The sequence below is a fragment of the Polynucleobacter brandtiae genome, assembly GCF_002797575.1.
GTDB classification, from domain to species: Bacteria; Pseudomonadota; Gammaproteobacteria; order Burkholderiales; family Burkholderiaceae; genus Polynucleobacter; species Polynucleobacter brandtiae.
On the sequence record NZ_PGTX01000003.1, the window covers coordinates 138001 to 150565 of the forward strand.

Here is a 12565-nt window from a genome sequence, read left to right on the forward strand (position 1 = left end):
GAAATAGTGCTTTTAGTATAAAAATATGTACCTCAAGGACAAATCATCATGAAAGTTTTGCTGATATCGATCGCTAGCTTACTTTGCGCCACTATCGCCCATGCGCAAGTGATCTATCCCGGTCGATCTATTCAAACGATCATGCCACTGCAAGCAGGTAGTGGCGTTGATATCTTAATGAGACCGATTGTTCAAAAAATGGGAGAGAACTTAGGTCAAGCCATCACTATTGAAAATATTCCTGGTGGTGCCGGACTAATTGGTGCGACTAAGGTTGCTCAAAGCGCGCCCGATGGCTACACCTTAGGCGCTTTCAATGACAGCATTCTCACCATGCTTCCCAATCTTTACAAGAAGGTAGATTACGACCCAGTAACTAGCTTTGCACCCATCTCTGAAGTAGCTGCCATTACTTTTGTGATGGTTGCCAACCCAAACTTTCCCGGCAATACTGCCGCTGACCTAGTACGCATCGCCAGAGAAAATCCAGGGAAGATTGATTACGCCTCAGGTGGCAATGGCTCACCTCAACATATTGGTATGGAGATCTTTCGTCAATATACTGGCGCTCCTTTGGTCCATATTCCCTATCGCGGTGCCGCAGCTGCAGTAACTGATGTCATAGGGGGTCAAGTGCCGGTGATGATAAGCGCTCTATCAGTTGCTCTTCCACATATACGCGCAGGCAAGCTAAAGGTGTTGGGGGTAACTAGTAAGACGCGCTCACCACTACTACCTAATGTGCCCACCGTAAATGAAAGTATCAAAGGTTATGACTTCTCAACCTGGGGTGCGCTCCTTGCGCCAAAGGGAACGCCACCAGCCATGATTGATAAGTTAAATGAATCTCTTGCAGCAGCCCTTAAGGATCCTAAATTACGAGAGCAACTCATTCAGCAAGGCTTTGAATTTGTTCCATTAGGCCAAGACCATTTAAAAATGATGATCGCTCAAGGTCTAACTAGAATGAAGAAAGTAATTAAGGACGGCGGCATTCAGCCAGATTGATTTTTACCTAGTCATGCGGTAAAAAATAAGTAAAAAAAATGCCTGGTCTCGTGAACCAGGCATTTTAATTTCTACAGCTAAGTAGCTGAGGAAATGGACAGCTATTACATCATGCCGCCCATACCACCCATACCACCCATGCCACCCATATCTGGCATACCACCGCCAGCCGAGTCATCCTTTGGCGCTTCGCAGATTGCGCAATCCGTTGTTAACAGCAATGCTGCAACAGAAGCTGCGTTCACTAAAGCAGTCTTAGTTACTTTAGTTGGATCAATCACACCCTGAGCTACCATGTCACCGTACTCACCAGTGGCTGCGTTGTAACCATTGTTGCCTTTGCTTGCTAACACTGCATTCACTACTACGCTAGCTTCATCGCCTGCATTAGAAACGATGATGCGCAGTGGCTCTTCCATTGCACGCAATACGATACTGATACCAGCGTCTTGATCAGCGTTATCGCCTTTAAGACCTTTGATACCCTGCATTGCACGAATCAAAGCAACGCCACCGCCAGGAACAATACCTTCTTCAACAGCAGCACGAGTAGCGTGTAATGCATCATCAACGCGTGCTTTCTTTTCTTTCATTTCAACTTCAGTAGCAGCACCAACACGAATCACTGCAACACCGCCTGCCAATTTGGCAACGCGCTCTTGTAATTTTTCTTTGTCGTAGTCACTAGTAGCTTCTTCGATCTGAACACGTACATTCTTCACACGCGCTTCAATTGCTTTAGCATCGCCAGCACCATCAATAATGATGGTGTTTTCTTTGCCAACTTCAATACGCTTAGCTTGACCTAAATGCTCAAGGGTTGTTTTCTCGAGAGTGAGGCCAATTTCTTCAGCAATCACAGTGCCGCCAGTCAAAATCGCGATGTCTTCTAGCATGGCTTTACGACGATCACCAAAACCAGGAGCTTTCACAGCGCAAGTTTTAATAATGCCGCGAATGTTATTTACTACTAAAGTTGCCAAGGCTTCGCCTTCAACATCTTCCGCAATAATCAACAATGGACGGCCAGACTTTGCTACTTGCTCAAGCACTGGCAGCAGGTCACGGATGTTGCTTACTTTTTTGTCGAACAAGAGTACATATGGTGTTTCTAAAATCGCAACTTGCTTTTCTGGTTGGTTGATAAAGTAAGGAGAAAGGTAACCACGGTCAAATTGCATCCCTTCAACCACTTCCAACTCATCTTCCAATGACTTACCATCTTCAACGGTAATCACACCTTCTTTACCTACTTTTTCCATAGCTTCAGCAATACGCTGACCAATGCTGTAGTCGCTGTTTGCGGAGATTGAACCCACTTGAGCGATTTCTTTTGTCGTTGTACAAGGCTTACTAATCTTCTTGAGTTCTTCGATTGCAGCAGAAACTGCCTTATCAATACCGCGCTTCAAGTCCATTGGATTGTGGCCTGACACTACATACTTCATGCCTTCACGAACGATAGATTGAGCTAAAACGGTTGCAGTTGTTGTGCCATCACCAGCGATGTCAGCAGTTTTAGAGGCAACCTCTTTCACCATCTGCGCACCCATGTTTTGGAGCTTGTCTTTGAGTTCGATTTCTTTTGCTACGGACACGCCATCTTTAGTGATGATAGGGCCACCGAATGAGCGCTCCATAACTACGTTACGACCCTTTGGGCCTAAAGTAGTTTTTACTGCATTAGCTAGAATATTGACACCCTCTACCATCTTGGTACGGGCGTTATCTCCAAAAATTACGTCTTTTGCTGCCATGATTAAATTCCTTTCGTGGATACTGATTACTTCTGTACAACAGCCATGATGTCTTCTTCGCGCATTACGAGAAGCTCGTCGCCATCGACCTTAACTGTTTGGCCAGCATATTTGCCGAATAACACCCGATCGCCAACTTTGACGTCTGGTGCATTTAACTTACCGCTGTCATCACGCTTGCCTGGACCAACGGCTAAAACTTCACCTTGATCTGGCTTTTCAGCAGCAGCATCCGGAATGATGATTCCTGAGGCAGTTTTTGATTCTTGATCTAAACGTTTGATAATTACGCGATCATGTAAAGGACGCAGATTCATTCCTTCTCCTATGTTAGTAAGTGTTAACTAGTTAAAATTCTTATATAAATCAATGGTTTGTAATCTCTTCACTTGAAAACTAAGGCAGATAGTTCGAAAACAAGCTGTTTTAGCACTCTCGTGTAGGGAGTGCTGATTATATAGGTCTGAAACTGGGGATTTCAAGAGTGAATTGCCTTAAATTTCATGCGGACTCTCTATTTCCTATAATTGAGGGGGATTAGTAGGTAGATTCCTACGAATAAATAAGCTTATAGCCATTACCGCTCCAATCTGTCGTGCCTAGACTGACTAGTCAATGATTGGAGATTGCTGATGAGCCCGAAATCCCGGCTGTACACGCTTGTAAAAGCCTGGAAGAACAAACCCTTCCAAGAAGTACGCGACGCTTGTGGTCAGCCTTGGCTGGGCCTTAACAGTGAAGCACTGAAAGAGCACCAATCGTGGTCCCAGCGACAGACGATTGGTCACGAACCCATCTTTAACACGCAGGGAACCAAGCTGACTAGTTCACTATTTAGACCATTACTTACTGCCAGCGATAGTCAAGTCCTCAGACTATTCATGGAAGGCTTAGATACGATTAGCTATTGGTATCGCAGTGGCCGGTTTATCCCTGGAATATTGCCCCTACCAGAGCATGTCTTTGAATCTAATGATTTTATTGATGGGCTAAGCGACCTCATTCTAAATTCCAGATTACCAGTAGGTTTAATCAGCCTGGGCGTGCATCAACTGGAAAAGCCACACTTATCTACTGATGGCAAAAACGGCTTGCTTCGCATGCGTCGTTTAGGGGTATTAATTCATATGCTCAATTACTCCGGGACACTCTCGCAAATGCGCTGGGCCGAAGAAATACAACCCGAAGGGATTCATCTCGATATTACTCAGTTTCGAACTTCAACCGCCCCAGCTGAAATCTTTTCTCATGGCAAGAGATTCAAAAGTCAGATTTATGCCAGCAATATCACTCTTGTCAAAGATATAGAAAATGCGATCGCCATTGGAGCTCAGCACTGCTATGGGGGACTAATGATGCCCTCAGTCAGCCGCCATCAAATATTACACATTAACGATAGTCGTATCGCTAAGGCCATTTTTTCGCTGCACCCTCATCAAAACCTAAACGGAGACAAGTAATGAGAAAACGCGTGATGTTGGTAGATGATCATCCTGCCATGTTGATGGCTTTAAAGAGTATGTTGCAAGATCAGCTGTTGTTTGAAATAGCAGGGCAGGCTCAAAATGGAGAAGAATGTTTACGCTCCATCAAGGAAGTCAATCCCAATATGGTGATTCTAGATCTAGATATGCCTAAGACTGACGGGTTTGACATCATTAGGCGTATTGGACTGATGCATCCCGAGGTGCGCATCCTTGTATTGTCCAGTTTGGCTGAGGCAGTCTACGGGGGTCGAGTGCGATCCCTCGGTGCCCATGGTTTTGTCAACAAAACTGCTGGGGCAGATGTCATCCTAGCAGCATGTGTTGCCATCTCTCAGGGGTATACCTTTTTCACGCATGGAAAAAATGGCAACACCTCTTTAAGTGATGACGATAAATTAGCCCTTATTTCAGATCGTGAGCTCCAAGTGATGAAGTATCTCGGCAAGGGCAACACCAATCAGCAGATTTCAGATTTACTACATATCAGCAATAAGACGGTGGCTACCTATAAAACAAGGGTCTTTGACAAGCTGGGTATCAACAATATTGCTGATCTTATTTTATTTTGTCGTATGAATCAAATTATCGAAAGCTAATCTGTAGCATGCATCGATTCATCCTTAAGTTCACTTATGTAATCCTCTGCATTGCTACAAGACTAGCCCATGCTGGGCCTTTCAGCGCCTCAGAGAAAGCATGGATCGATGCTCACCCTATAGTGAGATTTAGTATTCATGAAAAATATGCGCCCTACCTTCAGCATGATGGTGTCTTTCAATCCCTTCTGCTGAAATTAGGGGAATGCACACGACAGCAATACACGCCCATCTGGAGAAAATCAGATCAAGATGGGCTAGAGCAATTGGTAAATGGGCAAGTAGACTTCATCATCGATCCACCAGAAGTGAGCAGTCGTGTTTTACAATTTGGCACACTCTCTGAGTCGATTTTTTGGGGGCATGATGCCGTTGTTACCAAAATAGATCAATCATTGTTGAGACTCACTGATCACTCAAGAATTGCTTACTTTAAACGTGGTTTTGAGAGTCCCCCTGCCTCATCTAGTCAATCCGATTCCGATCTGAGCTCGTCAAATGAACTGCTGCAAGCACTCATTAGAAATGACATTGAGGCCCTCATCATGCCCATTCGCTTAGCGAAACAATTAATCCACACTACCCAAGAACTCGATCTCAAGATAGATGGAATATACGGGAGAGAACCCTTTGCATATCGCTGGTTAATTTCTTTTCATAACAGCCCTCTACAAAGTATCTTGAAGCATTTTCTAGATGACTTAGATCCACTCGAGTCACGCCGTCTATTTACCTTAAACGAAACGCAGCTTGTTTCAGAGTCCCGTAGCGGACATCATCGTGCCTTACCTTGGCTTAGCACTGTGTTGCTATTAATGATTGGCGGCATTGTGTTTTACCAACTCCAAAGAAAGTACTTCCTCCAAAAACAAGCCGCGATAGCCCTGATGCACTCTAAAGACCTTGCTGAAAAAGCCAATGCAGCCAAGTCTGCGTTCTTAGCTACGATGAGCCACGAGATTCGGACGCCGATGAATGCCATCCTGGGCGTTCAGGAGCTTCTGCTGGGCAGCGCTGATTTTCCTAAAAAAGATAAGCCCCTGCTTAAAAGTGCACAAGCATCAGCAGAATCCTTGCTGGGTATGCTCAACCAAGTATTGGATATTTCTAAGATTGAAGCAGGAAAGCTTACTCTGAACCTAGAACCTAGTAACTTACATCAGCTTCTCATAGATATTCATTCCGCATTCACGACAGTGGCACAAAAACAGAACTTACTATTGCACACTACTATTGATCCAAGAATGGCTGAAGTGCTCATGATTGATAGTTTGCGTTTACGACAAGTGCTACAAAATTTACTGAGTAACGCGATTAAATTTACCAGTCAAGGTGAGATCTATTTCTCAATCACAGTATTAGCAGACGATCATGCTGGCCAACTGATTGAATTCAGAGTGATTGATACCGGGGTTGGTATGGGTAGCGCTCAGATTGAACTTGCCCTTCAGGCTTTTGAACAAGTGCCCTCTTCACAAGAGTCTGGCCTATGTGAGCAAACGCGGGGTACAGGTCTGGGCCTAACTATTACAAATCACCTAGTCAACTCTATGAATAGCCATCTCTACTTTGAGAGTGCGCCAGGCTTTGGGAGTAACGTTCACTTTTCAGTCGCATTCCCAAGAACCAGCATCGCTGCCTCTAAGGTCTCTTTTTTTGATGCATTGGCAGAGCACCCAAGAAGAATCATTGCCAAAAGAAAAGGTGGGCGAAGCAACCCCATACAAGCATTAGTAGTAGAGGATCACCCTGCTAGTAGGCAAATTTTGTCACTTCAATTAGAGGTGCTAGGCATACAAACTCAGGTTTGTGAAAATGCACTCTTGGCACTTGAGCTGCTGGGCAATCATTCTTTTGATCTTCTATTAACCGATCAATCTATGCCCGGCATGCAGGGCTCTGACTTAGCAAGAGATATTCGATCTACTGGCAATACTTCACTCATCATCATTGGCGTCACTGCTGATATTTATGCATTAGATTCGCGTCATCAATTTTTATCTGCTGGCATGAATAGTATCCTTATTAAGCCCCTCAGTTTGGGGGCTCTAGAAAATGAATTGCTACGCTATTTTGACTCAAACACTTCCACAGAAATTACTGAGGAGCCCTATTCTTTTGAGATCTTTTCTAATCTGATTGGAGATGACCCCCAGAAAATATTAATCGTCCTTGAAGAGATTCAAAAAGTCCATGATGAGGTGCTGACCAAACTCCAATCGGCACAAGAGGGTTATTTAATAGATAAAGCAGATTTTCTAAGCTGGGTGCATAAAGTAAAAGGTGGGGCTCAGTTATTGCAGGCCTCCCAATTTATCGACGCCTGTATCAGGCTAGAAGCTTCCGAGCCTCAGAATGACCTACTAGCTAAGTGTATTGCGGAGTTCATTGCCCTCCTGGAAGAGCAAAACCGTATTATTCAAACCTATAAAGTGCAATATATGCCATAAAATCAGGAGCATGCACGCATCATCATTCTCACCATTACAGCCTAAGGCCATACTAGTCCTCTGGGCTTGCCTCTTCATCTCTACCCCAGCCCATCCGGGCCAAAGTACTGCCTCAGGAGCTGCACTACAACAGATTCCGAGTGCGGTTGCAGCTAGCCTTGAAAAAAATCAAATCCCTAAAGAAGCTATCAGTATCTCGGTAATCGAGATTGAGCAAGATCGTCACGGCAAAATGACCGCTAAACCAGAGCTGGATTGGCGCTCTACTCAAGCCATGAATCCTGCTTCGACAATGAAGCTCCTAACCACTCTTGCAGGCTTAGATCTTCTGGGACCGAAATATCGCTGGCGCACTGCGTTATTTACTGATGGCCTTATTCGGCAGGGGATTCTTAAAGGCAATATCTACTTACAGGGAACAGGGGATCCTAAATTAATTCCTGAAGAATTCGCCAAGATGATGAAAGCATTACAAAATTTAGGCATTCAAAAGATTGATGGTAATTTAATTTTTGATAGGAGCGCTTACGCACCAAGCGTCATGGAACACAACACCATTGACGGCGAATCGCTTCGGTCTTACAACGTACCGCCAGATCCGCTCCTCTATGCTTTTAGAACGCTCTCTTTTCAGTTAGGTAAATCACGGACAGCCGATTTTATTGATATCAACTTTAGCCCGCCACTATCCCAACTCAAAGTAATAAATCAAATGCAATTAGTGGATCGGGCCTGTGAAAACTGGAAAAGTAATATTCGATTTAATTTAGAGACTGACAGCGTAGCGGCTAATCAGGATCAATTACTCACTGCCCAATTCTCGGGTAGCTTTCCTAATGGGTGCAAAGATGTGAACTATAACGTTGTAGCTTTAGATGCCAACACCTTCCTCACTCAGGGCTTTGTTGCTGCATGGGAACTATCAGGCGGCCGTTGGGCACAAACGCCTATTGGGAAATCTGGCACTGTTCCCATGTCAGCTCGATCATTGTTGCAATTTGAAGGTATCTCGCTTGCAGATGACGTGCATGATATTAATAAATACTCAAATAATGTCATGGCTCGGCAGCTCTTATTGACCCTGGCACTTGAAAAAATAGGCAAGCCTGCCACCACGCAAAATGGGCAACTGGTGATTCAGGCATGGTTAAAAGAGTCTGGCTTAGATTTTCCAGAGCTCGTTATTGAAAATGGCTCCGGCTTATCTCGTAACGAAGCAATATCTGCAGAGCATCTCACACAGTTATTAGTCATGGCGCGTAAGCTGCCTACAGCAGACCTTTTCTATCAGAGCCTTCCTGCAGCAGGTGTAGATGGCACGATGAAAAATCGCTTAATTACCCAGCTGAGAAAGTTTTTGCACCTGAAGAAAAAACCTGAGGTGAGAATAAAAACAGGGTCGCTTGCTGATGTCAGGGCAATCTCTGGCTACGTAATGACTAAATCTGGAAAGATGTATGCCGTGACTTCCTTCATTAACCACCCCAATGCCTGGAGAGGTCTAGAGGCACATGATCAATTACTAGCGTGGTTATTAGAGGATGGGCCCGAGCCAAAGCTTGCGCGCTGAAGACGGTCTCTCACGCCATCCCATTCCTCGCCAGCAGGAGGCTCTGGAAATAGAATAAGGTCCCAGTCCTGCTGATCTAAGTCACGCAGGGATCGATAGAGCAGACTTGCAAATGCAGTGCTATCGCTAGGTAGTGGTATTTCTTCAAAATGTACTGACGGATGACCATCTTCACCTATTGGAGATTCAGACTCCCAAACGCCTACCGCCACCCGAGACTTGGTGTCGGGAAATTCACACAAAGCATCCAAGACTCTGCCAGACTGATACAAACGCAATGGAGTCGCAGGCGCATAGTGTGCGCGCAAACTACCAGATACTTTGGGGAGATTATTTGCAACAGTACTCATAGCCAACTCACCAGGAAGTCGAACTTGAATACCCGTCCTAGTCAAAATATCACTAGGAGTAATCATGCCCGGTCTTAATAGGACCGCATGATCACCTGAAGATAAATCAATAATGGTCGATTCAATACCAACCTTGCAGTCACCACCATCTAACACCATCAAATCTGACATGCCCTCAAACTCACTACGTACATCTGCAGCGCTAGTAGGTGACACCTTACCAAAACGATTTGCCGAAGGTGCAACGACACCCCCCTTAAATTGACGCAACAACCCTTGTGCCAAGGGATGTGCTGGCGCACGAATAGCTACCGTATCTTGACCGCCCGTTAACTCAGTCAAAACGCGTTTATCTTTTTTAAACACAAGTGTGAGCGGGCCTGGCCAAAAGGCATTTATGAGCTTGAGCGCGTCTTCCGAAATATCACGTGCCCAATGGGCAAGCTGAGCGGTCCAGTCAGCCTGGCCAACATCATCGTGATCGGGGGTAGCGATATGCACAATCAAGGGGTGGTTAGAGGGTCGGCCCTTGGCCGTAAAAATCTTTTTAATTGCCTCGGGATTGCTGGCATCTGCACCTAAGCCATAGACTGTCTCAGTAGGAAAGGCGACTAAACCACCATCTCGTAAAGTTTGTACTGCTTGATTGATTTCGGTACCACCATTGGGAATCATTAGCTTAGGGCTCGATCCCGAGTTCAGCAGCGACCGCTGCACAATTTTGACGTGCTTGATTGAGCGACTCACCAAGACAATTGATATGACCCATTTTGCGCCCCATTCTTGGATCCGATTTTCCATATAAATGTAATTTCGTATCGGGATGGGCTAATACTTTATTCCAAGCAGGCTCGATTACTTTATCGATAGCGCCATCAAACCACAGGTCCCCTAAAAGATTCAGCATGGAAACGGGGGCTAGTAAGCGCGTATCACCCAATGGTAGGCGCGCCATACTTCTCACTTGTTGCTCAAACTGACTCGTCACACAGGCGTTCATAGTGTAGTGCCCAGAATTATGTGGGCGTGGTGCAATTTCATTCACCACAACATCACCATTCTTAAGAACAAAAAATTCAACGCAAAGTACCCCAACGTAGTCAATCTTACGAATAAGCGCTTTTGCTGCCTCAATCATTTTCTTCTCTTGCCCAGACTTAAGAGATGGGGCTGGTACGGTCGAGGTAAACAAAATACCATCGCGATGGATATTCTGAGAGACGGGATAAGCCACTACCTCATCATCGTACCCGCGAACTACTAGTACAGACACCTCAAAATCTAACTCCATTCGTTTTTCAAGAACGCAAGGCACCTTTCCTAGTTCGGCCCAAGCAGCTACTAAGGCTGAAGATTCATGCACGGTAATCTGACCCTTGCCGTCATAACCCATCCGAGCAGTTTTAAGAATGCCGGGAAACAGATCAGCGGCAATTAGGGCAATATCAGCATCATGTTCAATTACGCAGTATGGTGCTGGCCCAATATTGGTTTCTTCTTTCCAGGTCGCTAAAAATTTTTTCTCTGCAACGCGATCTTGGGCAATAGAGACACCGTTGCTACGTGGAGCGACAAATACGCCCAAAGCCTCCAACTCATCAAGCGCTTGAGCTGGAACATTCTCAAATTCAGTACTCACTGACTTACACAAATTTGCCATCTTTTTTAAAGCAGCGGAGTCGATGTAATCAGCCTGGATAAATTGCTCGGCAATCGAGCCGGCAGGACTATCGGCACTAGGATCTAAGACGCAGACTTTATATCCCATAGCTTGTGCAGCCTGAGTAAACATCCGCCCTAATTGACCGCCACCTAAAATTCCTAAATATGAACCCGGCAAGATGGGTTCCAAACGTTTCACCATCTGTTTAATATCCTGGCAAATTCATGTTGCGTGCAGCATCTGTTTGCTTGTCACGAAAGTCTGCCAATAGCTTGGCCAAGGCTGGATTATTCACAGCCAGATTTGCGACCACATGCAAAGCAGCATTAGCTGCGCCGGCCTCACCAATTGCAAACGTCGCAACCGGAATACCCTTAGGCATTTGAACGATAGAGTAAAGAGAGTCTTCACCACGTAAATATTTACTGGCAACAGGAACTCCGTAAATTGGAACAATCGTTTTGGAGGCCAACATACCCGGCAAATGTGCAGCGCCACCCGCACCAGCGATGATCGCTTTTAGGCCATTGGCACTCGCAAGCTCGGCGTACTGAAACATATCATCTGGCATGCGATGGGCAGAAAGCACTTTAGCTTCATGAGCAATACCGAAGTGCTTCAGCATCTGTGCGGCATGTTGCATCGTGTCCCAATCAGAATTGGAACCCATGACGATCCCGACGATTGGCTTATTGCTCGAATTTTGACCCATTCAGCTCTCCGAATACCCTGAAATCTTTAGTAGCCGTCTATTATCCCAGCCTTTTCAGGCTGGAGGAAATTAAGCCTTGGTTAAACGCGCAAGCGCTTCGCGGTACTTCTCTGCTGTTTTATCAATGACTTCGGCCGGCAAAGCTGGGGCTGGGGCGGTTTTGGGCCAAGGTTTGCCATCCACTAATGCTATTTCAAGCCAATCCCGGACAAATTGCTTGTCGTAGGAAGGCGGGTTAGCGCCCACATAATAGGTTTCAGAAGGCCAAAAGCGGGAAGAGTCCGCCGTCAAAATCTCATCCATCAGAACTAAATGCCCGCCAGCATCCAATCCAAATTCGAACTTGGTATCGGCGATGATGATGCCCCGAGTTGCTGCATATTCAGAGGCCTCCTTGTACAAACGAATGCTCACCTCACGAATTTGAGTGGCCAAGCTCTCACCAATCAACTCAACCACCTTCTCAAAAGAGATATTTTCATCATGTTCACCAGCCTCTGCTTTTGCAGCGGGTGTAAAAATCGGCTCGGGTAATTTTTGAGCATTCTCCAAGCCCTCTGGTAATGCAATCCCGCAGACCTTACCCGTCTCTTGATAATCTTTCCAGCCACTACCTGCAAGATAGCCACGAACTACTGCCTCAACCATGATGGGTTTAAGACGCCTGGCAACCACCGCTCGACCTTGTACCTGGTCGATTTCATTAGCAGAAACAACACTTGCTGGATCAATCCCGGTTAAGTGATTTGGAATAACGTGGGCTAATTTATCAAACCAAAAATTAGCCATTTGATTGAGCACAATGCCCTTCTCCGGAATCGGCTGACCCATCACGACATCAAAAGCAGATAAACGATCGGTAGTGATCATCAATAACTTGTCATCATCCAGCGCATAGACATCGCGCACTTTCCCCTTTGATAACAAAGGAAGGGACTGTATAGAGGTGGTAAATAAAGCAGGCATATCAAA

The 12565-nt window shown here is 45.5% G+C and carries 11 protein-coding genes; 5 read left to right on the plus strand and 6 right to left on the minus strand.

The genetic code is table 11. The features are described 5' to 3' along the window. Positions 1-48: 48 nt before the first annotated feature. Positions 49-1008, plus strand: coding sequence for a Bug family tripartite tricarboxylate transporter substrate binding protein (locus B0G85_RS06750; RefSeq protein ID WP_100379692.1), 960 nt, complete (start codon positions 49-51; stop codon positions 1006-1008). Between the two features lie 104 nt (positions 1009-1112). On the opposite strand, the gene groL is transcribed toward B0G85_RS06750, so the two are convergent. Both groL and B0G85_RS06760 read right to left on the minus strand, forming a co-directional pair. Further along, positions 1113-2765, minus strand: coding sequence for a chaperonin GroEL (gene groL, locus B0G85_RS06755; RefSeq protein ID WP_100379693.1), 1653 nt, complete (start codon positions 2763-2765; stop codon positions 1113-1115). 26 nt (positions 2766-2791) lie between these two features. After that, complete coding sequence (locus tag B0G85_RS06760) at positions 2792-3082, minus strand: co-chaperone GroES (RefSeq protein WP_087909492.1); 291 nt, start codon at positions 3080-3082, stop codon at positions 2792-2794. A gap of 315 nt (positions 3083-3397) precedes the next feature. On the opposite strand from B0G85_RS06760, the gene B0G85_RS06765 reads away from it, so the two are divergent. Genes B0G85_RS06765 through dacB form a run of 4 tightly spaced genes read left to right on the plus strand, consistent with a single transcriptional unit; the run spans position 3398 to position 8868 of the window. Beyond that, entirely contained in the window at positions 3398-4225 is an 828-nt protein-coding gene (locus tag B0G85_RS06765) for a diguanylate phosphodiesterase (protein ID WP_100379694.1), read from the plus strand. Beyond that, positions 4225-4848 (plus strand): response regulator transcription factor, encoded by a 624-nt coding sequence (locus B0G85_RS06770; RefSeq protein ID WP_100379695.1) that lies wholly within the window; start codon positions 4225-4227, stop codon positions 4846-4848. Before B0G85_RS06765 ends, B0G85_RS06770 begins: the two co-directional genes overlap by 1 nt. An 8-nt stretch (positions 4849-4856) precedes the next feature. Then, positions 4857-7298, plus strand: a complete 2442-nt coding sequence (locus tag B0G85_RS06775) for an ATP-binding protein (RefSeq protein WP_100379696.1) — start codon at positions 4857-4859, stop codon at positions 7296-7298. A gap of 10 nt (positions 7299-7308) precedes the next feature. Further along, positions 7309-8868, plus strand: coding sequence for a D-alanyl-D-alanine carboxypeptidase/D-alanyl-D-alanine endopeptidase (gene dacB, locus B0G85_RS06780; RefSeq protein ID WP_100379697.1), 1560 nt, complete (start codon positions 7309-7311; stop codon positions 8866-8868). Here the strand turns inward: dacB and B0G85_RS06785 are convergent. From B0G85_RS06785 to B0G85_RS06800, 4 genes are all read right to left on the minus strand, one after another. Continuing rightward, positions 8814-9965 carry an L-threonylcarbamoyladenylate synthase gene (locus B0G85_RS06785; RefSeq protein WP_232725978.1) on the minus strand — a complete coding sequence of 384 codons (1152 nt, stop codon included), beginning with the start codon at positions 9963-9965 and terminating at the stop codon, positions 8814-8816. The two genes, dacB and B0G85_RS06785, sit on opposite strands and share 55 nt — an antisense overlap. After that, positions 9898-11082 (minus strand): 5-(carboxyamino)imidazole ribonucleotide synthase, encoded by a 1185-nt coding sequence (locus B0G85_RS06790; RefSeq protein ID WP_100379699.1) that lies wholly within the window; start codon positions 11080-11082, stop codon positions 9898-9900. The genes B0G85_RS06785 and B0G85_RS06790 overlap by 68 nt, the downstream gene beginning before the upstream one ends. 4 nt (positions 11083-11086) lie before the next feature. Further along, a complete protein-coding gene (gene purE / locus B0G85_RS06795) occupies positions 11087-11593 on the minus strand; it encodes a 5-(carboxyamino)imidazole ribonucleotide mutase (RefSeq protein ID WP_100379700.1) in 507 nt (168 codons plus the stop codon). A 69-nt stretch (positions 11594-11662) separates the two neighbouring features. Beyond that, positions 11663-12559 carry a phosphoribosylaminoimidazolesuccinocarboxamide synthase gene (locus tag B0G85_RS06800; RefSeq protein ID WP_100379701.1) on the minus strand — a complete coding sequence of 299 codons (897 nt, stop codon included), beginning with the start codon at positions 12557-12559 and terminating at the stop codon, positions 11663-11665. Positions 12560-12565: the final 6 nt, after the last annotated feature.